A 26,517-nucleotide genomic window follows, 5' to 3' on the forward strand; every position below is an offset into this window, starting at 1 on the left:
TCAGGACTTTCCGAACTCGCTCTGGATGATCTCCAGGAGGTCATCCACCGAGGCTTCCTCGAGCTTGCTGTCCGCGTTCTCAGCGACCTTGGAGTTTTCCTGGTGCGGGACCTGGAGTCTGGACAGAATGCTCTCCAGCCGGGTCGCGAGAGCCTCCGCCTCGTCGCCTTCCAGCAGCTGTGCGGCGAGCGTCGACTCCAGGCGATCCAGCTCGGCGAGGATCGAGCCGGTGCCCGGGGGTGCCGGTTCCGGGGCGAGTCCGGCACTGAGGAACTCCGCGACCGCCGCCGGGGTGGGGTGGTCGAAGATCAGGCTGACCGGGAGGGTGAGTCCGGTCGCGGCGGACAGGGCGTTGCGCAGTTCCACGGCGGCCAGTGAGGTGAAGCCGAGGAAGCGGAACGGCCGTTCCGCGTCGATCTCGCCCGCCGAGCCGTGCCGCAGCACCAGCGCGGTCTCCTCCAGGACCAGGTCGAGGACGATCTGTTCGCCCTCGGGCCCGGCAGCCGCCGCCAGCTCCGCACGCAGGGCGGTGGCACGGGCGGGGCCCGTGTCCCTCCCCGTCTCCGGAGTCACGGCGCCGGCTTCCACGCCCGGTGCCCCCATCAGGTGTTCCAGCAGCGGAACCGGTCGTACGGCGGTCAGGCCCGGCGCGAGCGCCGCCCAGTCGATGTCCGCGACGGCCACCACGCAGTCGCGGTGGTCGACGGCCTGCCCCAGCGCGATGAGCGCCAGCTCGGGGTCCAGCGCACCGACCCCGGCCCGGTGCCCGCCGGTCGCGGCCACCTGCTCGTCCGCCATGCCGGCCTCGGCCCAGGGGCCCCACGCGATGGATGTCGCGGCGAGTCCGCGGGCCCGGCGCTGTTCGGCGAGGCTGTCCAGGTAGGCGTTGGCGGCCGCGTAGTTGGCCTGGCCCGGGTTGCCGAGCATGCCCGCGAGGGAGGAGAAGAGCACGAAGGCGTCGAGGTCCATGCCTTCGGTGAGCGCGTCCAGGTGCGCGGCGCCCATCGTCTTCGCGGACAGGACGGAGGAGAGCCGCTGCGGCGTCATCGCGTCCACGATGCCGTCGTCCACGATGCCCGCCGCGTGCACCACCGCGGTCAGCGGGTGTGCGGCCGGAATCGCCTCGAGTACGGCCGCGAGCGCGTTCCGGTCGGCCACGTCGCAGGCCACCACGGTGGCCCGCGCACCGCGCGCGGCAAGGTCCGCCACCAGTGCGTCGGCCCCTGGTGCGGCAGGTCCACGTCGACTCGTCAGGACGAGTCGCTGCGCACCCCGGTCGGCCAGCCAGCCGGCGACACGGGAACCGAGCGCACCGGTGCCTCCGGTGACGAGGACGGTCCCGGACGGCTGCCAGGGCCGCGTGCCGTCCGCGGAATCCGTGGGCCTGGCGGACGGCTCCGCCTCCACGGAGGACTCGGTGTCCACGGGCCGCGCGGTCGGCCGGTCGTCGGCCAGCGGGTCGCGCAGCAACCTACGAGCGAGGACTCCCGTGCCGCGGATCGCCACCTGGTCCTCGGTGCCGTCGGCGAGGACCGCTACCAGGCGTGCGGCGGTCCGGTCGTCGACCGGGCCCGCCACCGTCCCGTTCGCCGGCTCCGGCAGGTCGATCAGCCCTCCCCACAGGCGCGGCTGTTCCAGCGCGACGACTCGGCCGAAGCCCCACACTTGCGACTGCGCCGGAGCGGTGAGCACGTCGGCCGCTCCCACGGACACGGCGCCACGGGTCAGGACCCACAGCGGCCCGTCGACCTCGGCGTCGGCCAGTGCCTGGACCAGGGTCGCCGTCGACGTGAGGCCGGCGGCAGCGCCCGGGGCCCGGGAGTCCGGCGTCTCGTCCTGGGCGATCGTGGACAGCACTCCGGCGATCCCGCCGGCGCCGGCCGCGGTGCGCAGCCGGGCGGCGAGCACGGAACGCTCCTCACCGGCGGGCACCTCGATGCGGTCGGTACGGGCACCCGCCCTGCCCAGGGCCGCCGCCAGGTCCTCGTACGCCCGGTCCTGGCCGGCCGCCCCCACGGCCGTGGCGATCAGCCACGTCCCGGACAGCGAGGCCGTTTCCGTGTCCGGGACCGGGGTCCAGGACACGCGGTAGCGCCAAGCGTCGAGGGCGCTCGACCCGCTGGGATAGGGCGGCAGTTCGGGCCAGTAGCGGCGGTGTTCGAAGGCATACGTGGGCAGGTCGACGCGTCGGCCGCCCCAGCCGTCGAACACCGAGCTCCACCGGACCCCGGCCCCTCGTACATGGGCCTGTGCGACGGCCGTGAGGATCGTCGCGGTGTCGTCGCGGTCGACGCGCAGGGCGGGGGCCGCGTGGAGGTCGACGGTCTGCTGGGCCATGGCGGAGAGGACTCCGTCGGGGCCGAGCTCGATGAGCGTGGTGACGCCCCGGTCGTGCAGGTACTGGACGCCGTCCGCGAAGCGGACCGCTTCGCGGACATGGCGGACCCAGTATTCGGGGGTCTGGATCTCGTCGGCGTCGGCAAGCTTGCCGGAGACGTTGGAGACGATCGGGAGCCTCGGAGCCTGGAAGGTCATCCCACGTGCCACGGAAGCGAATTCGTCGAGCATCGCGTCCATGTGCGGCGAGTGGAAGGCGTGCGAGACCGTCAGCCGCTTGACCCGACGACCCGCCTCACGCCACATCGCCTCCAGCTCCGCGACGGCATCGGCGTCCCCGGACACCACCACCGAAGCAGGCCCGTTGACCGCCGCGATGCTGATTTTCGTCTCGTAGGGCAAGAGGGCTTCGGCCGCCTCTCCCTCGGTGGCCTCCACAGCGAGCATGGCCCCGCCGACGGGCAGCGCCTGCATCAACCGACCCCGCGCGGCGACCAGCGTGCACGCATCATCCAACGACAGCACACCCGCCACATGCGCGGCAGCCAACTCACCGATCGAATGCCCGAGAAGATAGTCGGGGGTGACACCCCACGACTCGAGGAGCCGGAAGAGAGCGACCTCCAGCGCGAACAGCGCCGCCTGCGTATAAACCGTCTGATCGATCCACTCCCCGTCACCGAAGAGCACATCACGCAACGAACGCTCCAACGAGCCATCCATCCGCGCACACACCGCATCCAACGCATCCGCGAACACCGGGAACGCCCCATACAGCCCCCGGCCCATCCCGGCCCGCTGCGCCCCCTGCCCCGTGAACAAGAACGCCAGCGGACCTCCTGCCAGGGCCGAGCCGCGCACCACCGCGGGCGCGGCCGAGTCGTCCGCCACGGCGGTCAGCCCGTCCAGGAAGCCGGTGGTCCCGGCCGCGATCACCACGGCCCGGTGGGTCAGCCGGGCCCGCGACGCGGCGAGCGACCAGCCGATGTCCACGGGCGCGAGGCCTTGCCGGTGGTTCTCTTCGCCGTCCTGGTCTCCTTCGGCCGCGGACCCGGCCGCGTACGACCGCAGCCGTCGTGCCTGTCCGCGCAGCGCCTCGTCGGATTCCGCCGAGAGGACCCAAGGCAGCACGCCCCGGTAGCCGGACTCCGGCGCCCTCTCCGGCACGGGTTCCGCTTCGGGCTGTTCGATGATCACGTGGGCGTTGGTGCCGCTGATACCGAACGACGACACACCCGCCCGGCGTGGCCGGTTCTCGGCCTCCCACGGCCGGTTCTCCGTCACCACCCGGACCGCGCCCGCCGACCAGTCGACGTGCGGCGAGGGCTCGTCCACGTGCAGGCTGGCGGGCAGCACTCCGTGCCGCATCGCCATGATCATCTTGATGACGCCGGCGACACCGGCGGCGGCCTGCGTGTGACCGATGTTGGACTTGACCGAGCCGATCAGCAGCGGCTCGTCCTGCGGCCGGCCCTGGCCGTACGTGGCGAGCAGGGCCTGCGCCTCGATCGGGTCGCCCAGCGCCGTGCCGGTGCCGTGTGCCTCGACCACGTCCACCTCGGCGGCCGACAGTCGCGCGTTGGCAAGAGCCTGCCGGATCACCCGCTGCTGCGAGGGACCGTTGGGCGCGGTCAGACCGTTCGACGCGCCGTCCTGGTTGACGGCGGAGCCGCGCAGTACGGCGAGGACATGGTGTCCGTTGCGCCGCGCGTCGGACAGCCGCTCCAGGACGAGCATGCCGACGCCCTCGCCCCAGCCGGTGCCGTCGGCGCCCGCCGCGAACGGCTTGCACCGCCCGTCGGCCGCGAGGCCGCGCTGGTGGCTGAACTCGGTGAACGCGTCCAGCGTGGACATCACCGTCACACCGCCCGCCAGCGCCAGCGTGCACTCGCCCTGGCGCAGCGCCTGGGCGGCCAGGTGCATGGCGACCAGGGACGCGGAGCACGCCGTGTCCACGGTCATCGCCGGGCCTTCCAGGCCGAACGCGTAGGAGAGCCGGCCGGACATGACGGCCGCCGAGTTCCCGGTGGCCAGGTGACCTTCGAGTCCGTCGTCGGTGGCCTTCGCGAGGAGCGAGATGTAGTCCTGGCCGTTCGTGCCGGCGAAGACTCCGGTGCGGCTGCCGCGCAGCGACGTCGGATCGATCCCGGCGCCTTCGAACGCCTCCCAGCTCGTTTCGAGCAGGAGTCGTTGCTGCGGGTCCATGGCGAGCGCCTCGCGCGGCGAGATGCCGAACAGCGCGGCGTCGAAGTCGGCCACCCCGGTGAGGAAGCCTCCACGGCGGGCGTAGTCCGCCCCGGCGTGTGCCCTCGGGTCCCAGCCGCGGTCGGCCGGGAAGTCCGCGATGGCGTCCACGCCCTGGATGATGAGCTGCCAGAACTCCTCGGGGTTGCGTACTCCGCCCGGGAAGCGGCAGCTCATGCCGACGATGGCGATGGCGTCGTCGGCCGCCGCACCGTCTCCGGATGCTTCGGCTTGCCTGCCTTGCGCGGGAGTCGCCTCCGTGCCCTCTGCCAGCTTCTCGCCCAGGTGTCCGGCGAGCGCGGCAGGGTTCGGGTAGTCGAAGACCAGGCTGGCCGGAAGGGCCAGACCGGTCGCGGCGGCCAGCCGGTTGCGCAGTTCCATGGCGGTCAGCGAGTCGAAGCCGGCGTCCCGGAACGCCCGGTCCTTGTCGATCACGCCCGCCGACGCGTGGCCGAGCACCGCGGCGGCCTGCTGCCGCACCAGTTCCTGGAGGAGCCGCTCGCTCTCGGCCACTCCCCCGGACGCGAGCCGCCGCCGCAGCTCCGCCGCCTGACCGCGGGCACTCGCGGCGCCGGTCCCGATGGACGCCGACTTCTGTTGCACCTGCGGCAGTTCGTCGAACAGTCGGCTGTCCCTTACCGCGGTGAAGCCGCTCACGAAGCGCGGCCACTCCATGTCGGCGATCGAGACCACCGTGTCGCCGCCGTCGACCGCGTGCCCCAGGGCGGTGATCGCCTGGGCCGGGGACATCGGCGTCGTACCGGCGCGCACCAGCCGCTGCACGAGGAGGTCGTCGTCGGCCATGCCGCCGTCGGCCCACGGGCCCCAGGCGAGGGACAGGGCGGGCAGTCCGGCGGCCCGGCGCTGCTCGGCCAGGGCGTCCAGGTGGGCGTTGGCCGCCGCGTAACCGGCCTGGCCCGGGTTGCCGAGGGTGCCGGTGAGCGAGGAGAACAGGACGAACGCGTCCAGGTCCGTCCCGCGCGTCAGCTCGTCCAGGTTGCGGGCGGCGATGGTCTTGGCCCGCAGCACCGGGGCGAGGCGCTCGGGCGTCAGCGCGCCCAGCACACCGTCGTCCAGATGTCCTGCCAGGTGGAACACGGCCGTGAGCGGCGCCTCCCCCGGCAGGTCCGCGAGCAGCGCGGCGAGCGCCTGCCGGTCCGCGGCGTCGCAGGCCACGACGGTGGCGGCGGTGCCGCGCTCGGCCAGCGCCGCGACGAGTTCGGCGGCACCGGGCGCGTCGGGTCCGCGACGGCTCGTCAGTACGAGGTGCCGCGCGCCCCGGTCGGCCAGCCAGTGCGCGACGTGCGCGCCGAGGGCGCCGGTCGCACCGGTGAGCAGTACGGTCCCGGACGGCTGCCAAGGCTCCGCCGCCGCGCCCGAGGGCAGCGGGGCCGGCCGCAGACGGCGTACGAACGTACCGGAGGCGCGTACGGCGACCTGGTCCTCGCCCGCATCGGCGAGAACCGCCACCAGGCGGGCCCCGGCCCGGTCGTCGAACACCTCTGGCAGGTCGACCAGGCCGCCCCACCGCTGCGGGTACTCCAGCGCGGCGACCCTGCCGAGCCCCCAGATCTGGGCCTGCGCGGGACTGCCGAGCGCGTCGGAGCGCCCCACGGAGACGGCTCCCCGTGTCACGCACCAGAGCGGAGCGTTCAGGTCCGCGTCGTCCAGTGCCTGGACGAGCAACAGGGTGCCTATCAGCGCGGCAGGCACGGCGCTTCCGTCGGTGCCGTACGGTGCGGACCCGGACGGCTCGCCGGAGCGTACATCGGTGAGGACGGACACCACACCGGCGACCTCTCCGGTCGCCCGCGCCGCCTCCCGCAGGCGCAGCGCCAGCCGCTCGCGGTCGTCCCCGGCACCCTCGATCTCCACCACGTCGGCCCCGCCGCGCCGGAGCGTGTCCCGGACGGAGGCGGCGAGGGCGTCTCCCCCACCCACCAGCAGCCACGTCCCGGAGAGCGAACCGGCCGGAACGTCCCCGGCCGGCTGCCAACCGACCCGGTGCCGCCACGCCTCCACCACGGACCGCTCCTGCCGCCCGCGGCGCCAGGAGGACAGCGCCGGCAGCACCTCGCTGAGCGGGGCGTCCCCACCCAGTCGCAGCGTGCCGGTCAGGGCCGCGAGGTCCTCGGAGTCCACGGCCTGCCAGAACTGGGCGAGCGCGGCGTCGCCCAGGACGTCCGCACCGGCACCTCCGACGGGCGCGTCGACCCAGTACCGCTCGCGCTGGAAGGCGTAGGTCGGGAGTGCGGCGACCGTACCGCTGTCACCGTCGCCCCGGCCGTACGGCTGAAAAACGGCGGCCCAGTCGACGGGGGTGCCGTGGGTATGGGCCGTGGCAAGGGCGGTCAGGACCGTTTCGGTCTCGTCGCGGCCGCCGCGCAGGACGGGGACCGCGTGGAGGTCGGCGGTCTCCTGGGCCATGGCGGACAGCACACCGTCCGGGCCGAGCTCGACGAGCGTCGTCACCCCCTGATCGGTCAGATACCGGACACCATCGGCGAAACGCACCGCCTCACGGACATGCCTCACCCAATAGGCAGGGGTCCGGATCTCCTCCGGGTCAGCGAGCGTGCCGCTCACATTGGAGACGACCGGAATCCGGGGAGCACGGAAATCCAGCCCCCCGGCCACCACGGCGAATTCGTCGAGCATCGCGTCCATGCGCGGCGAGTGGAACGCGTGCGACACCGTCAGCCGCTTGACCCGCCGGCCTTCGGCGCGCCACGCGGCCTCCAGCTCCGCGACGGCATCCGCGTCACCGGAGACCACGAGCGAGGTGGGCCCGTTGACCGCAGCAATGCTGACGCGACCCTCGTACGAAGACAGGACCTCGGCTATCTCTGACTCGATGCCCTCGACGGCGAGCATCGCCCCACCGGACGGCAACGCCTGCATCAGACGCCCCCGAGCGGCGACCAGGGTGCACGCGTCGTCCAGCGACAGCACCCCGGCGACGTGCGCGGCAGCAAGCTCACCGATCGAATGCCCCAGCAGGAAATCAGGAGTGACACCCCACGACTCCATGAGCCGGAACAGGGCCACTTCCAGCGCAAAAAGCGCCGCCTGCGCGTAAACCGTCTGGTCGATCAGCTCTCCGTCACCGAAGAGGACCCCCCGGACCGGACGCTCCAGCTGCGAATCCAGCCGCTCCGCCACCGCGTCCAACGCCTCCGCGAACACCGGGAACGCCGCGTAAAGCTCCCGGCCCATCCCGGCCCGCTGCGCCCCCTGCCCCGTGAACAAGAACGCCGTCTTCCCCGGGCCCGCGAGCCCACTCACCACTCCCGTCCCGGTACGGCCCTCGGCGAGATCCGCCAGCCCACGCCGGAGGCCGTCAGGGTCCGAACCGAGTACGACGGCCCGGTGGTCGAGCATCGCCCGGCCCGTCGCCAGCGCCCGTCCCACACGCACCGGAACCTGCTCCGGCTGCGCGTCGAGGAAGGCGAGGAGTCGCTGCGCCTGGGCCGACAGGGCCTCGGGTGAACCGGCGGAGAGGAGCAGGGGCAGGTGCTGCGGGGCCGGTGCGTCCGTGTCCGCAACGGGCTCCGGCTCCGGCTCCGGCTGCTCGATGATCACGTGTGCGTTGGTACCGCTGATGCCGAACGACGAGACGCCCGCCCGACGCGGCCTGTTCCCGGTCTCCCACGCCCGGTTCCCCGTCAGCAGCTCCACGGCGCCCGACGCCCAGTCGATGTGCGGCGAGGGCTCGTCCACGTGCAGGGTCCGCGGCAGGACACCATGGCGCATGGCCATGACCATCTTGATGATGCCGCCGACGCCTGCGGCGGCCTGGGTGTGGCCGATGTTGGACTTCAGCGAGCCCAGCCACAGCGGCCGGTCCGCGTCCCGCTCCCGACCGTACGTGGCAAGAAGTGCCTGTGCCTCGATCGGGTCGCCCAGTGCCGTACCGGTGCCGTGGCCCTCGACCACGTCCACGTCCGCGGCGGTGAGCCCGGAGGCCGCCAGCGCCTCGCGGATGACGCGCTCCTGGGAACGCCCGTTGGGAGCGGTGAGTCCGTTGGACGCGCCGTCCTGGTTGACCGCCGAACCCCGTACGACCGCGAGCACCTGGTGCCCCTTGCGGCGCGCGTCCGACAGCCGCTCCAGCAGCAGCACGCCCGCGCCTTCCGACCAGCCGGTGCCGTCGGCTCCGGCGGCGAAGGACTTGCAGCGCCCGTCCCTGGCGAGTCCGCGTTGCCTGCTGAACTCCACGAAGGTGTCCGGCTTCGCCATCACGGTGACGCCGCCGAGCAGCGCCATGTCGCACTCCCCGTCGCGCAGCGCGCGACTGGCCCAGTGCAGGGCGACGAGCGACGAGGAACATGCGGTGTCCAGCGTGACCGCCGGGCCCTCCAGCCCGAAGGCGTACGCGACCCGGCCCGACACCACACTGGCGGCGCTGCCCGTCGCGACGTACCCCTCCACGTCCTCGGGTACGGCGGCCATGCTCGACGCGTAGTCGTGGTACATGACCCCGGCGAAGACTCCGGTGCGGGTACCGCGCACCGACGTGGGGTCGATGCCGGCGCGTTCGAAGGTCTCCCAGGACAGCTCGAGCAGCAGCCGCTGCTGCGGGTCCATGGCGAGCGCCTCGCGCGGCGAGATCCCGAACAGCCCGGCGTCGAACCGGTCCGCGTCGTGCAGGAAGCCGCCCTCGCGGGTGTAGCTGGTGCCGGACCGGTCGGGGTCCGGGTGGAAGAGCCGCTCCAGGTCCCAGCCGCGGTTGACCGGGAACTCGGAGATCCCGTCACCGCCTTCGCGGACGAGCTGCCACAGCTCCTCGGGCGTGCGCACCCCACCGGGGTAGCGGCAGCTCATCGACACGATGACGATCGGGTCGTCGCCCGTGCCCGCGCTGGTGCGGGCCGGAGCGGCGGCGTCCTGGGGCGCGACGGCCGTACGTCCGGCCAGCTCACTGCGCAGGTACTCGGTCAGGGTCTCCGGGTTCGGGTAGCTGAAGACGAGGGTGGCCGGGAGCCGCAGTCCGGTCGCGGCGGCCAGCCGGTTGCGCAGTTCCACCGCGATCAGCGAGTCGAAGCCGAGGTCGGCGAAGGAGCGCCGGGGCTCGACCGCGCCGGAGGTGGCGTGACCGAGTACGTCCGCGACCTCCGTGAGCACCAGGTCGCCCACGAGGCGTGTCTGTTCCTGCTCGGTGAGGGCGGCAAGACGCTGGGCGAGCGCCGAACCGGACGGCAGGGAGCGGTCCTCGGCCCGGCGGCGCACCGGGCGTACCAGGCCGCGCAGCAGGGCCGCTCCTTCCAGGCCGCGCGGGGCGGCTGCCCCTGCGAGGTCCATGGCCATCGGTACGACGACCGCGCGGCCGGCGCTGGCGGACAGGTCGAACAGGGCCAGGCCCTGTTCGACGGAGAGCGCCCCGCCGAGTGCGGTGATCCTGGCCCGCTCGGCCCTGCCGAGCCGGGCGGCCATGCCGTCGTCGCCCGCCCACGGGCCCCAGGCCAGCGAGAGGGCGGGCAGCCCCTGGGCGCGCCGGTGCTGGGCGAGGCCGTCCAGGAGGGCGTTGGCGGCCGCGTAGTTGCCCTGGCCTGCGGTGCCGAATGCGGCCGAAGCCGACGAGAACAGGACGAACGCGTCCAGCGAGAGGTCTCTGGCCAGCGTCAGCTCGTGCAGGTGCAGCGCGCTGTCGGCCTTGGCCCGCAGGACGCGGTCCAGCCGCTCCGGGGTCAGCGAGTCGATCGTGCCGTCGTCCAGGACACCGGCCGCGTGCACGACCGCGCGCAGCGGGTGCTCGGCTCCGATCGTGTCGAGTACGGCGGCGAGCGCGTCCCGGTCGGATGCGTCGCAGGCCACCACGGCAGCCGTGTCCGCACCCAACTCGAGGAGTTCCTCCACGAGTTCGGCGGCTCCCGGGGCGTCGGGGCCCCTGCGGCCGGTGAGGACGAGGTGGCGGACGCCGTGTTCGGTCACCAGGTGGCGGGCCAGGTGTGCGCCGAGGGCACCGGTGCCACCGGTGATGAGAGTGGTTCCGGTAGCGCTCCGGCGGACGGACTCCCGGGCTGCGGGCGCGGTGCCCGCAGGCAGGGCCCGGACGAGCCGGGCGGCGTACAAGGTGCCGGATCGGAGGGCCAGCTGGGGTTCGTCGAGGGTGCGGACGCGGGCGAGGACGCCGGCGAGAACGTCGTCGCAGGCGCGGGCACTGTCCGAGTTCCCGTCCACGTCGAGCCACACGAACCGGTCCGGGTTCTCCGTCTGCGCACTGCGCACCAGTCCGGCCACGGCGGCACCCGCCAGGTCGATGACGTCGTCGCCGTCGCCGGTGGCCGTGGCACCCCGCGTCACTACGACCAGCCGGGACGCGGCGAACCGCGCCTCGCCCAGCCAGGCTTGCAGGAGCGCGAGCGCCTGGTGCGTACGGACATGGACGGCAGCGCCGTCCGACGGGCCCTCCTCGGTGAAGTCGGCGTACACGAGCGCCGGGAACGGCTCGTCCGGCCCGGCCGGGGGATCGAGAACGATCGCGCCCTCCGCGTCGAGACGTACCTCCGGAACCACCGCGTCGACCGCGAGCGCGGCCGACTCCGCGGGTGCCGTCTGCTCCACCCAGTCCACCGCGAACAGCGTGTCGGCGGTGCCCGCCCTGCCCACCTGAGCCAGCTGCTCGGCGGTCGCCGCGCGCAGGGTCAGCGAGGCGACCTCGGCCACGGGCCGCCCCAAGGCGTCCGCGAGGCGCAGCGCGACCTCGTCGGGCCCGACCGGCGTGATCCGGGCACGCAGCACGGAGGCGCCGGCGGCGTACAGGCTCACACCGGACCAGACGAACGGGAGCCGCGCGGCCCCCTCGGCGTTCCCACCGAGGGCGAGCGAGTGCAGCACGGCATCGAGCGCCGCCGGGTGGATCCCGGACCGCTCGGCCACCTGCCGGGCCGTGTCCGGCAGGACGACCTCGGCGAAGATGTCGTCGCCCGCGCGCCAGGCGGCGCGCATCCCCTGGAACACCGTTCCGTAGTCGAGGCCGCTCGCGGCCAGCCGCTGGTACAGGGTGTCGACGGCCACCGGCTCGGCGCCCTCGGGCGGCCACACGGCCGGCTCGAACGCCTCCGTGCCGACGACCCCTGCCGCCAGCGCACCGGCAGCGTGCCGGACCCACGTCCGCGCACCCTCGGGCCGGGAGTGGACGGTCAGCGGCCGGTCGTCGCCCTCGTCTCCGGATGCCACCCTGACCTGTACTTCGACGGTGCCCCGCTCGGGCATGACGAGCGGCGCCTCCAGGGTGAGTTCGGTCAGCCCTGCACAGCCGACCTGCTCGCCGGCGCGCAGCGCCAGTTCCAGGAACGCGGTGCCGGGGACGACCGCACGGCCGTGCACCTTGTGGTCGGCCAGCCAGCGGTGCGTGCCGGCGGACAGCAGCCCGGTCAGCACCACACCCTCGCCGTCGGCCAGGGACACGGCGCTGTCGAGCAGCGGATGCCCGAGCCCGGCACCGAGCCCACTGCCTGTCAGGCCGGAGCTCCAGTAGTGCCGACGCTGGAAGGCATACGTGGGCAGGGCGACGGTCCGCCCGGCGTACGGGGCGAGGACCGAGGCCCAGTCGACGGGGGTGCCGTGGGTATGGGCGGTGGCGAGGGCGGTGAAGAGCGTTTCGGTCTCGTCGCGGCCGTCACGCAGGGCGGGAACGGCGACGAGGTCGGCGGTCTGCTGGGCCATGGCGGAAAGGACGCCGTCCGGGCCGAGCTCGACGAGCGTAGTGACGCCTTGCCCGGTCACATACCGGACACCGTCGGCGAAACGTACGGCCTCGCGAACGTGCCTCACCCAGTACTCCGGGGTCTGGATCTCGTCCGGATCGGCAAGCTTGCCGGTGACGTTGGAAACCATCCGCAGCCGAGGCGCATGGAAGGTCAACTCCGCCGCCACTGCGGCGAATTCCTCGAGCATGGCGTCCATGCGCGGCGAGTGGAAAGCGTGCGAAACGGTCAGCCGCTTGACCCGCCGGCCTTCGGCGCGCCACGCGGCCTCCAGCTCCGCGACGGCATCCGCGTCACCGGAGACCACGAGCGAGGTGGGCCCGTTGACGGCGGCGATGCTGACGCGGTTCTCGTACGAGGACAGGACCTCGGCTATCTCTGACTCGATGCCCTCGACGGCGAGCATCGCCCCACCGGACGGCAACGCCTGCATCAGACGCCCCCGAGCGGCAACCAGGGTGCACGCGTCGTCCAGCGACAGCACCCCGGCGACGTGCGCGGCAGCCAACTCACCGATCGAATGACCCAGCAGGAAATCAGGAGTGACACCCCACGACTCCATGAGCCGGAACAGGGACACTTCCAGCGCAAAAAGCGCCGCCTGCGCGTAAACCGTCTGGTCGATCAGCTCCCCGTCACCGAAGAGGACCCCCCGGACCGGACGCTCCAGCTGCGAATCCAGCCGCTCCGCCACCGCGTCCAACGCCTCCGCGAACACCGGGAACGCCGCGTAAAGCTCCCGGCCCATCCCGGCCCGCTGCGCCCCCTGCCCCGTGAACAAGAACGCGAGGCCGCCGGACTCGGCCGTACCAAGCACCACATTGCTCGTCCGTCGGCCCTGCGCCAGCTCGGACAACGCCTGGGCGAAGCCGTCCGCATCCGAAGCCAGCACCACCGCGCGGTGCGACAGCGCGGTCCGCGTAGTGACCAGCGACCCGGCGACGTCGGCCAGGCCGAGGCCGTCACGGCTCGCCACGAACGTTCCCAGGCGGTCGGCCTGGGCGTGCAGCGCCTCCTCGGACCTGGCCGAGAGCAGCCACGGCAGCAGCCGGGGAGTGGCCTGCGCCGTCCTTCCGCTCTTCTCCTCCTGTACCGGCTCGGCGCCTTCGAGGATGACGTGGGCGTTGGTGCCGCTCACGCCGAACGACGACACGCCCGCCCGGCGCGGTCGGCCCTGCGCCTCCCACGGACGGTTCTCCGTCAGCAACTCCACAGCGCCCGACGCCCAGTCGATGTGCGGCGAGGGCTCGTCCACGTGCAGGGTCCGCGGCAGAATCCCGTGCCGCATCGCCATGACCATCTTGATCACGCCACCGATACCGGCGGCGGCTTGCGCGTGCCCGATGTTGGACTTCAGCGACCCCAGCCACAGCGGCTGGTCCGCCTCCCGCTCCTGGCCATAGGTGGCGAGCAGCGCCTGAGCCTCGATCGGGTCGCCCAGCTTCGTACCCGTGCCGTGCGCCTCGACCGCGTCCACGTCGACGGCCGAGAGTCGGGCATTGGCGAGGGCCTGGCGGATGACGCGTTGCTGGGAGGGGCCGTTCGGCGCCGTCAGCCCGTTGGACGCGCCGTCCTGGTTGACCGCGGTGCCACGTACGACCGCGAGGACCTGGTGGCCCTTGCGGCGCGCGTCCGACAACCGTTCGATCACGAGGACGCCCGCGCCCTCGGCCCAGCCGGTGCCGTCGGCGTCGGCGGAGAAGGACTTGCAGCGGCCGTCGGCCGCCACACCACCTTGCCTGCTGAACTCGGTGAAGATGCCCGGCTTCGCCATCACGTTGGCACCGCCCACGAGTGCCATGTCGCACTCACCGGAGCGCAGCGCCTGCACGGCGAGGTGCAGGGCGACGAGGGAGGACGAGCACGCGGTGTCGACCGTCATCGCCGGGCCCTCGAGACCGAAGGTGTACGCGATCCGGCCCGACGCCACGCTGGTCGACGTGCCCGTCAGGGAGAGGCCCTCGATCTCCGCCGGGAGCGGGCCGCCGAACCCGCCGTACAGCGAGTTGGCCACGCCCATGAAGACGCCGGCCTGCTCGCCGCGCAGCGACAGCGGGGCGATGCCCGCCCGCTCCAGCGCCTCCCAGGACGCCTCCATCAGCAGCCGCTGCTGGGGGTCCATGGCGAGGGCCTCGCGCGGCGAGATCCCGAACAGACCGGCGTCGAACTCGCCCACGTCATAGATGAAGCCGCCCTGCCGTGTGCTGGAGGTACCGGCTTCGCCGGACTCCACGTCGAACAGCGCGGGAAGGTCCCAACCACGGTCCGTCGGGAAGTCCCCGATCGCATCCGCACCGGACAGCACGAGCCGCCACAGGTCCTCGGGGGACTCCACCCCACCGGGGAACCGACAGCCCATTCCGACGATCACCACCGGATCGTCGTCCAGCGGCACGGCGACCGCCGACCGTACGGGCACGGCCGTTTCCGAACCGACGAGGTCGTCGCGCAGCCGCTCGGCCAGTGCGGCGGGGGTGGGGTGGTCGAAGACGAGGGTGGCGGGCAGCCGCAGGCCGGTGGCGGCATTGATGCGGTTGCGCAACTCCACCGAGGTCAGCGAATCGAAGCCCAGCTCCTTGAACGCACGGCCCGCCTCGATGGCCTCCCCCGACACATGGCCGAGCACGCCCGCGACCTCGCCCAGCACCAGAGCTGTCAGCTGACGCTCCTGCTCCGCAGCCGAGAGGCCCGCCAGACGACCGGCGAGCGACGAACCATCGCCATGGCCGGTGGCAGCGACCGTACGGCGCCTGGGCGCCCGCACCAGCCCGCGCAGCAACGCCGGAACCTCGGCCCGGTCCTTCAGTCCGGACAGGTTCAGCCGGACCGGCAGTACGTGCGCGGGGGCAGCGCCCAGCGCGGCGTCGAACAGCGCGAGACCGTCCGCTGTGGACAGACCTCCGCCCAGCTTCTCGATCCGGGCGAGATCGGCCTCGCTGAGGTGACCACTGATCCCGCTGACCTGCTCCCACAAGCCCCAACCCAGCGACTGACCCGCGAGGCCCCGGGCCCGACGGTGGTGAGCGAGGGCGTCGAGAACGGCGTTGGCGGCAGCGTAGTTCGCCTGACCGGCCGAACCGTAGCTCGCCGCGACCGACGAGTACAGCGTGAACATCGCCAGGTCGAGGTGAGCGGTGAGCTCGTGGAGCCCGAGGGCCGCGTCGGCCTTCGGCGCGAACACGGCGCCGACCCGGTCGGGCGCCATCGACGCGAAGACGCCGTCGTCGACTACACCGGCAGTGTGCACGACACCGGTCAACGGATACTCGGCCGGAATGCCGTCGAGCACAGCCGCCAGGGCGTCGCGGTCGGAGACGTCACACGCCACCGCGACCGCCTCAACCCCCAACTCCCGAAGTTCGGCGAGGAGGTCGGAAGCCCCCGGGGCATCCGCGCCCCGGCGGCTGGTCAGCACCAGATGGCGCACCCCGTACTCGGACACCAAATGCCGGGCCAGCAGACCACCCAGCGCACCCGTACCACCCGTGATCAGGACGGTGCCGTCGGCGTCCAGCCGTCGCGGCTGTGTCAGGACGTTCTTGCCGACGTGCCCGCCCCGGCTCATCAACCGGAACGCGGACACCGCCTCCCGCACATCCCACGCCCGAACCGGCAGCAGCGACAACTCACCCCGCTCGAACAAGCCCACAACGATGGTGAGGATCTCACCCAACCGGTCCAGACCCGCATCGAAGAGATCAAACGCCCTATACGTGACCCCGTTCACAAAAGAGCCGGCATCACGAAGATCGGCCTTGCCCATCTCCACGAACCGACCACCCTCACCCAACAACCGGGCACTCGCGTCGATGTACTCCCCCGCCAAAGCATTGAGAACGACATCAACACCACCCGGAGCCGCCTCACGGAAAGCGTCCTCGAACGACAGATCACGCGAAGAAGCGATCCGCTCACGCGGAACCCCAAGACCCTCCACGACCGGCCACTTCGACACACTCGCCGTCGCAAACACCTCAGCACCAAGATGACGCGCGACCTGCACGGCAGCCATACCCACACCACCAGCAGCCGCGTGCACCAGCACCGACTCACCCGAGCGCAGACCACCCAGATCCACCAGCCCGTAGTACGCCGTCAAAAACGCCATCGGCACCGACGCAGCCTGCGCAAACGACCACCCCACCGGCACCCGCGCCACCAAACGCCGGTCAACCACCACCACCGGGCCAAAACCACCGTCAAAGAGACCGAAGACCCGGTCCCCGACCATCAATCCCTCGACACCGGAACCGACCTCGAGGACCACACCCGCACCCTCAGAACCCATCAACGCATCGGCATCCGGATACGAGCCGAGAGCAATCAGCACGTCACGGAAGTTCACTCCCGTCGCACGCACACCGACCCGCACCTCACCGGGAGCGAGTTCACCCGCCACCGGCAGGTCCAACGGAACCGGCGCGAGGTCTTCCAGCGCACCCCGCTCAGAGCCCTCCAACCGCCAGGGTTCACCCCCGGTCGGCAGGACCAGGCCACCGCCACCCTTCACCAGGCGCGCGGCGAGTACTCCGCCGTCCCGCACCGCGAGCTGGTTCTCACCGCCGGCGAGAACACCCTCGGCACCGGCTCCACCGGCGAGGACTCCGGTCAGCGCGGCCCACGAGGCGCCGCCGCCGTCCACGTCCACGAGGACGAGACGCCCCGGGTGCTCCGACTGGGCCGAACGCACCAGACCCCACACGCCCGCAGCTGCCACGTCCACAACCGCACCGCCGTCACCGGCATCCACCGCGCCCCGTGTCACCACAGCCAGCGGCACGCCTTCCCAGCGTTCGTCGCCGAGCCAGCTCTGCAGTATCGGCAACACGTCGAGAGTGGCCGCTCCGGCGACGGACAGGACCGCCGCCTCCGGCAGTTCGTCGGCGAGGTCGTCGGCCGAGGCCACGGAACGCACCACCGCGCCCGCGCCTCTCAGTCCCTCCGCAGCGCCCAGAGCGTCCGCGCCGAGCACGGCGAAGCGCGCAGCCGGGGCCTGGCGGTCGGCGGGATTCGGGGTACGGATCCAGTCCACCCGGTACAGCTCGTCGGTGGCTGCCGTCCGGCGCAGCTGGTCGGCGGCCATGGGCCGTACCGCGAGCGCGTCGACGGACACGATCGGCGCCCCGTCGGCGTCCATGCCGTGGACGGAGAGCCCGCCGTCGGAGGACGGGGAGATACGGACGCGGAGCGCTGCGGCCCCGGAGGCCCACAGCGAGACACCGGACCACGAGAACGGCAGGCCGACACCGGTGCCGTCGCCCGTCTTCAGCGCGGCCACGGCGGCCGCCTGGAGAGCGGCGTCGAGCAGCGCCGGGTGCAGCCCGAATCGGGCGGCCTGGCTCTCCTCGCGTTCGGGCAGCCGGACTTCGGCGAACACGTCCTCGCCGCGCAGCCACACCGCGCGCACTCCCTGGAACACTCGGCCGTAGCGCAGCCCGACCGCGTCCAGGTCGGCGTACATGCCGTCGATGTCGGCCGCGACGGCGCCGGCCGGCGGCCACTGGGCCGGGTCGCCCGTGTCGTGAGGAACCGGGGCCTGTGCCGCCTCGGCGGGCATGAGGGTCCCCCTGGCGTGGCAGGTCCATGGCTGGTCGGACCAGCCGACGTAACCTGCGACGGCATCCACGCGCCCGTACACCGCGAACGACCGTCGTCCCTGGCCGTCGAGGTTGTCGAGCGTGACCTGGACCTGGACGGCGCTGTCGGCGGGCAGCACGAGCGGGGCTTCGAGGACGAGTTCGTCCAGGTGCCCGCAACCCAGCTGGTCGCCGGCACGGATGACGAGCTCCACGAAGGCAGTGCCGGGGACGACGACCTGCCCGTGGACGACGTGATCGGCCAGCCACGGGTGCGAGGCCTGCGAGAGCCGCCCGGTGAAGACGGACCCTTCGCCTCCGGCGAGTGCGACTCCGGCAGCCAGCAGGGAGTGCCCCATCACGCCGAGACCGGCTGTGCTGACGTCGCCGGTTACGGGGGACTCGCGCGGCCAGTAGTGCCGGCGCTGGAAGGCGTACGTGGGTAGGGCGACGGCCTGCCCACCGTACGGGGCGAAGAGCGCGGCCCAGTCGACGGGGGTGCCGTGGGTGTGGGCGACGGAGAGGGCGGTGAAGAGCGTTTCGGTCTCGTCGCGGTCGCCGCGCAGGACGGGGACCGCGTGGAGGTCGGCGGTCTCCTGGGCCATGGCGGACAGCACACCGTCCGGGCCGAGCTCGACGAGCGTCGTCACCCCCTGATCGGTCAGATACCGGACACCATCGGCGAAACGCACCGCCTCACGGACGTGCCTCACCCAATAGGCAGGGGTCCGGATCTCCTCCGGGTCAGCGAGCGTGCCGCTCACATTGGAGACGACCGGAATCCGGGGAGCACGGAAATCCAGCCCCCCGGCCACCACGGCGAATTCGTCGAGCATCGCGTCCATGCGCGGCGAGTGGAACGCGTGCGACACCGTCAGCCGCTTGACCCGCCGGCCTTCGGCGCGCCACGCAGTCTCCAGCTCCGCGACGGCATCGGCGTCACCGGAGACCACAAGCGAGGTGGGCCCGTTGACCGCAGCAATGCTGACGCGACCCTCGTACGAAGACAGTGCCTCCGTTATCTCGGACTCGGTGCCCTCGACGGCGAGCATCGCCCCACCGGACGGCAACGCCTGCATCAGCCGGCCCCGGGCGGCGACCAGCGTGCACGCGTCGTCCAGGGACAGCACGCCGGCGACGTGCGCGGCAGCAAGCTCACCGATCGAATGCCCCAGCAGGAAGTCAGGGCGCACATCCCACGACTCCATGAGCCGGAACAGGGCCACTTCCAGCGCAAAAAGCGCCGCCTGCGTGTAAACCGTCTGGTCGATCAGCTCCCCGTCACCGAAGAGGACCCCCCGGATCGGCCGGTCCAGCTGGGTGTCCAGCCGCTCCGCCACCGCGTCCAACGCCTCCGAGAACACCGGGAACGTCTCGTACAGCTCCCGGCCCATCCCGGCCCGCTGCGCCCCCTGCCCCGTGAACAAGAACGCGAGGCCGCCGGACTCCACAGTGCCGAGCACGACGTTGCTCGCCCGTCGTCCCTGCGCCACCTCGGACAGCGCCTGGGCGAAGCCGCCCTCGTCCGACGCCAGCACGACGGCCCGGTGCGACAGTGCGGTGCGCGTGGTGGCCAGGGACGTGGCGGTGTCCAGGAGGTTCAGATTCTCATGGTCCTCCAGGAACGACCGCAGGCGGTCGGCCTGCGCGTGCAGCGCGTCCTCGGACTTGGCGGAGAGCAGCCACGGCAGGTACGCCGGAGCGGTGCGCGCGGCCGGGGCGTGGGCCTCCTGCGGTTCCGGGTCCTCCAGGATGATGTGCGCGTTGGTACCGCTGACACCGAACGACGACACACCTGCCCGGCGCGACCGGCCGTCCGCCCCCCACGGGCGATTCTCCGTCAGCAGTTCCACGGCACCGGACGACCAGTCGATGTGCGGCGAAGCCTGCTCGGCGTACAGGGTCCGGGGCAGCACGCCGTGGCGCATCGCCATCACCATCTTGATCACGCTGGCCATCCCGGCGGCGGCCTGCGCGTGCCCGATGTTGGACTTGATCGAGCCGAGCCACAGGGGCTTGCCCTCGGGCCGGCCCTGGCCGTACGTGGCGAGGAGCGCCTGAGCCTCGATCGGGTCACCCAGCTTCGTACCCGTACCGTGCGCCTCGACCACGTCCACATCGGCCGTGGTCAGCCCCGCCTGCGCAAGGGCCTGACGGATCACACGCTGCTGCGACGGACCGTTCGGCGCCGTCAGACCATTGGACGCGCCGTCCTGGTTGATCGCGGTGCCACGTATGACCGCGAGCACCTGGTGCCCGCGCCGCCGGGCGTCCGAGAGTCGCTCGACCACGAGGACGCCGGCACCCTCGGCCCAGCCGGTGCCGTCCGCCTCGGCGGAGAAGGACTTGCAACGGCCGTTCAGGGCGACACCGTTCTGGCGGCTGAACTCGGTGAAGATACCGGGCGTCGCCATCACGGTCGCACCACCGGCAAGCGCCAGGTCGCACTCACCGTTGCGCAGGGCCTGCACCGCGAGGTGCAGGGCCACCAGCGACGACGAGCAGGCCGTGTCGACCGTCATCGCCGGACCCTCGAACCCGAAGGTGTACGCGATCCGGCCCGACGCCACACTCGTCAGCGCGCCGGTGAGCAAGTGGCCCTCGGCCTCGTTCACCAAATCCGTGGCGCCGTAGCTCACACCGTAGTTGGACGAGGCGGCGCCGATGAACACGCCGGCCTGCTCGCCACGCATCGACAGCGGGGCGATGCCCGCCTGCTCCAACGCCTCCCACGAGGCCTCCAGCAGCAGCCGCTGCTGCGGGTCCATCGCCAATGCCTCGCGCGGCGAGATCCCGAACAGCTCCGCGTCGAACTCGCCCACGTCGTAGAGGAATCCGCCCTGTCGGGTGGACGACGTGCCGGCCCGGCCGGTCTCCGTGTCGAAGAGAGCGGCAAGGTCCCAGCCGCGGTCGGTGGGGAAGTCCCCGACCGCGTCCGCGCCGGACTCCACGAGCCGCCACAGGTCCTCGGGGGACGTGACGCCTCCCGGGAACCGACAGCTCATGCCGACGATCACCACCGGATCGTCGTCCAGCGGCACGGCAGCCACCGGATGCACCGGTGCCGCTGCGTCTGCCGTCCCTACCAACTCGCCCTTCAAGTAGCCGACGACCGCCGCCGGGGACGGCTGGTCGAAGACGAGGGTGGCGGGCAGCCGCAGGCCGGTGGCGGCGTTGATGCGGTTGCGCAACTCCACCGAGGTCAGCGAGTCGAAGCCCAGCTCCTTGAACGCACGGCCCGGTTCGAGAGCATCACCCGACGCATGGCCGAGCACGGCCGCGACCTCGCCCAGCACCAGAGCTGTCAGCTGCCGCTCCTGTTCCGCAGCCGACAGCCCCGCGAGCCGCCCGGCGAGCGACGAACCGTCCCCCCGCCCGGCTACGGCGGCCGCACGCCGCTTCGGCGCCCGCACCAACCCGCGCAACACCGCCGGCGCGGCATCGATGTGGGCAGCGAGGGCGCTGATGTCGAGGTCGACGACGGCCAAGGCCGGTGCCGGGGTCCGGCACGCCTGGTCGAACAGGGCGAGCCCGCGCTCGGGCGTGAGCGCCCGCAATCCGGAACGGCTCATCCGCTCCCGGTCCGCCTGCCCCAGCCCGCCCAGCATGCCGCCCGTGGTGTCCTGGTCCCACGGGCCCCAGGCCAGAGCCTGACCTGCAAGTCCCTGGACGTGCCGCTGTGCGGCGAGGGCCTCGAGGACGGAGTTGGCGGCGGCGTAGTTGGCCTGACCGGCGGTCCCGAAGGTCGCGGAGACCGAAGAGTAGAGGGCAAACAGGGATAGGTCGAGGTGAGCGGTGAGCTCGTGGAGCGCGAGGGCCGCGTCGGCCTTCGGCGCGAAGACGGCAGCCAGCCGGTCGGGCGTCATCGACGCGAACACACCGTCGTCGACTACACCGGCAGTGTGCACGACACCGGTCAACGGATATTCGGCCGGAATGCCGTCGAGCACAGCCGCCAGGGCGTCACGGTCCGAGACGTCACACGCCACCGCGACCGCCTCAGCCCCCAACTCCCGCAGCTCGGCGAGGAGGTCGGAGGCGCCCGGGGCATCCGCGCCCCGGCGGCTGGTCAGCACCAGATGGCGCACCCCGTACTCGGTCACCAGGTGCCGGGCCAGCAGACCACCCAGCGCACCCGTACCGCCCGTGATCAGAACCGTGCCATCACGGTCGAGAGGACGGGGGAAGGTGAGGACGTTCTTGCCGACGTGTCCGCCCCGGCTCATCAACCGGAACGCGGACACCGCCTCCCGCACATCCCACGCCCGAACCGGCAGCAGCGACAACTCACCCCGCTCGAACAAGCCCACAACGATGGTGAGGATCTCGCCCAACCGGTCCAGACCCGCATCGAAGAGATCAAACGCCCTATACGTGACCCCATCGGCGAAGGAACCTTCCTCGCGAAGGTCGGCCTTGCCCATCTCCACGAACCGACCACCCTCGCCCAACAGCCGGGCACTCGCGTCGATGTACTCCCCCGCCAAAGCATTGAGGACCACATCGACACAGCCTCCGTCCAGCCGCTCACGGAAAGCGTCCTCGAACAACAGATCACGCGAAGAAGCGATCCGCTCACGCGGGACCCCAAGACCCTCCACAACCGGCCACTTCGACACACTCGCCGTCGCAAACACCTCGGCCCCGAGATGACGCGCGACCTGCACGGCAGCCATACCCACGCCACCGGCAGCCGCGTGCACCAGCACCGACTCGCCGGATTGCAGACCACCGAGGTCAACCAGCCCGTAGTACGCCGTCAGGAACGCCATCGGCACCGACGCAGCCTGCGCGAACGACCACCCCACCGGCACCCGCGCCACCAAACGCCGGTCGACCACCGTCACCGGGCCGAAACCACCGTCAAAGAGACCGAAGACCCGGTCCCCGACCATCAATCCCTCGACACCGGAACCGACCTCGAGGACCACACCCGCACCCTCAGAACCCATCAACGCAGTGGCATCCGGATACGAGCCAAGCGCAATCAGCACGTCACGGAAGTTCACTCCCGTCGCACGCACACCGACCCGCACCTCACCAGGCGCCAGCGCAGAAAGCGTCACCGCAACCGGCGCAACATCCTCCAAAGCACCCCGGCCAGAACCCTCCAAACGCCACTGCTGCTCGCTGTCCGGAAGAGCCAGCACCGAAAGCGAGGACGCCCTCGCCAAACGCGGCGCCCACAACACACCATCACGCAACGCAAGCTGGGGCTCATCGACACTCAACACAGCAGCCAGCTGCTCCGCCGAAGGCTCCGCACCGTCCACGTCCACCAGCACCAGACGCCCCGGATGCTCCGACTGCGCCGAACGCACCAAACCCCACACACCAGCAGCAGCCAGATCCGTCACCGCACGGCCATCACCCACATCCACCGCACCACGCGACAACAACACCAACCGCGAACCCTCAAAACACTCCTGACCCAACCACCACTGAACAACCCCAAGAACACCACCCACACACTCACCAAACCCACCGGACGACGACAACGACGGCAACCACACCGCCACATCCCCACCCGGCACACCCACCAACTCACCCAGCGCGCACAGCCCAACAGTCCCAGCAAAATCAGCGCTCTCGGGCACCACAACCCGAGCCCACTCCACCCCATACAACCCATCGACGTCCGCCTTCGCAGCCAGCTGCTGCGCCGACACCGACCGCAGCGTGAGCGAGTCCACCGAGACCACCAGGGCGCCCGAAGCGTCGTACCCCTGAAGCGAGATCGCCTCCGGTCCGACGGCGGTCAGCCGCACCCGAAGTTCGGTGGCGGCTGCCGCGTACAGGGACACGCCCTGCCATGCGAACGGCAGCCGCACCGCTGCGGCGTCGTCAAACAGCCCGCCCACCACCAAGGCGTGCAGAGCAGCGTCGAACAGCGCCGGGTGCAGACCGAAGGAACCCGCCTGCGCCTGCTCGCCCCCTGGAAGGACGACCTCGGCCAGCACCGACTCACCGGACCGCCAGGCGGCACGCACACCCTGGAACACCGGGCCATAATCCAGCCCAGCCGCCGCCAGCTCCTCGTACATGCTCGCAACCGCGAGCGCCTCGCCATCAACCGACGGAGGCCACACCGATTCCCCTCCCACGAGGGGATTTTCAACCGTCAGCAGGCCAGTGGCGTGCCGCGCCCAGGTCGCGTCGCCGTGCTCGGCGCGGGAATAGATCTCCACCGTACGGCCCTGTGCCTCGTCCGAGCCCGATACGGACACCTGCACCTGCACCGCACCGTGCTCGGGCAGCATCAGCGGAGCTTCCAGCGTCAGCTCCGCCAGCCGCCCGCAACCCACCTGCTCCCCGGCCCGCAACGCGAGCTCGACGAACGCGGTGCCCGGGAAGACCACCTGCCCGTGCACCCGGTGATCCGCGAGCCACGGCTGTACGGAGACCGACAACCGTCCCGTCAGCACCACCCCGGCGCCCGAAGCCAGCGAGACTTCGGCCCCCAGCAGCGGATGCCCGGCAGCACCGAGGCCGGCACCGGCGACATCGCCCGCGCGTGACCGGCCGCCCGCCGGCCAGTAGCGCTCCCGCTGGAAGGCATACGTGGGCAGGTCCACGACCCGACCGCCCCGGGGGGCCACCACGGCGGCCCAGTCCACAGGCACGCCTTGGACATGGGCAGCCGACAGCGCGTCGAATACCGATGCCGTCTCGTCGCGGTCGCCGCGCAGCACAGGGAGCGCGGTGACGTCGATGCTCTGCTGGGCCATGGCGGACAGCACGCCGTCCGGGCCCAGCTCCAGGAGGCGGGTGACGCCCTGGGCGTGGAGGTACTGGACGCCGTCGGCGAAACGTACCGCCTCGCGGACATGCCTCACCCAGTAACCCGGTGTACGGATCTCGTCCGCGTCGGCGAGCTTCCCACTCACGTTGGAGACGATCGGTATGCGCGGGGCGTGGAAGGTCACCTCACCTGCCACGGCAGCGAATTCGTCGAGCATCGCGTCCATGCGCTGCGAGTGGAAGGCGTGCGAGACCGTCAGCCGCTTGACCCGACGACCCGCCTCACGCCACACAGCCTCAAGCTCCGCGACCGCATCCGCATCACCAGACACCACCACCGAAGCCGGCCCATTGACCGCCGCAATGCTCACCCGGTCCTCGTAAGAGGCCAGGGCCTCCGCGACCTCGGACTCGACGCCCTCGACAGCGAGCATGGCCCCACCAACGGGCAGCGCCTGCATCAACCGACCACGAGCCGTCACCAGGGTGCACGCGTCGTCCAGCGACAACACACCCGCCACATGCGCGGCAGCCAACTCACCAATTGAGTGCCCGAGCAGGAAGTCAGGGGTGACACCCCACGACTCCAGCAACCGGAAGAGAGCGACCTCCAGTGCAAAAAGCCCCGCCTGCGTGTAGGCAGTCTGGTCGATCAACTCCCCGTCACCGAAGAGCACATCACGCAACGAATGCTCCAGAGAGCCGTCCATCCGCGCGCACACCGTATCCAACGCATCCGCAAACACAGGGAACGCCGTATACAGCCCCCGGCCCATCCCGGCCCGCTGCGCCCCCTGCCCCGTGAACAGGAACGCCAGCCGCCCCTCGGAGGAGACGCCCCGTACGGCACCGGCTCCGACCGACTCCCCGCCGGCCAGTTGCTCGAGGCCTCGAACCAGCTCGGCACGGTCACGGCCTAGGACGACCGCGCGGTGCTCGAGTGCCGTCCGTGTCACCGCCAGCGACAACGCGACGTCAGCGAGACGCAGTTCGGGTTCGAAGGTGGTGAAGGCCAGCAGCCGTTCAGCCTGCGCCCGTAGCGCCGGAGCGCTATGGGCGGACAGCGTCCAGGGCGTCAGCGCCCCGTCGGGCGAGGACGAGTCGGTCCCGATGTCGGTCCCGATCTCCGTCTCGGGGGCCTGTTCCAGGATCGCGTGGGCGTTGGTGCCGCTCATCCCGAACGAGGACACACCAGCCCGCAGCGGCCGGTCCCCGACCAGCGGCCACGCCCGCTCCTCCGTCAACAGCTCGACCGCACCCGCCGCCCAGTCCACATACGGGGACGGCTCGTCCACGTGCAACGTCCGGGGCAGCACTCCATGCCGCATCGCCATGACCATCTTGATCACACCGGCAACCCCGGAAGCAGCCTGCGTATGCCCGATGTTCGACTTCAGCGACCCCAGCCACAGCGGCCGGTCCGCCTCCCGCTCCTGACCGTACGTGGCAAGAAGTGCCTGCGCCTCGATCGGGTCACCCAGCTTCGTACCCGTACCATGCGCCTCGACCACGTCCACATCGGACGGGGCCAGCCCGGAACTGGCAAGGGCCTGACGGATGACGCGCTGCTGCGACGGACCATTGGGAGCGGTGAGCCCGTTGGACGCACCATCCTGGTTGACGGCCGAACCCCGCACGACCGCCAGCACCTGATGACCATTGCGACGGGCATCCGACAACCGCTCCACAAGCAGCACACCAACGCCCTCGGACCACCCGGTCCCATCGGCCGACGCGGCGAACGCCTTGCAACGGCCATCGCCCGCGAGCCCACCCTGCCGGCTGAACTCGACGAACGGCATCGGCGTGGCCATCACTGTGACGCCACCGACGATCGCCGACTCGCATTCGCCGCCGCGCAGCGCCTGCACCGCCAGGTGCAGCGCCACCAGCGACGACGAGCACGCCGT

Annotated in this window: 1 pseudogene (running past one end of the window); it reads right to left on the reverse strand. The window is 71.7% G+C overall.

The window, feature by feature from the left end:
• Positions 1-26,517: pseudogene (locus J1792_RS34615) on the reverse strand (type I polyketide synthase) (its annotated part continues 8,166 nt past the right edge of the window); the annotation flags it as partial.

The sequence above is a fragment of the Streptomyces triculaminicus genome (assembly GCF_017349075.1).
Lineage (GTDB): Bacteria > Actinomycetota > Actinomycetes > Streptomycetales > Streptomycetaceae > Streptomyces > Streptomyces triculaminicus.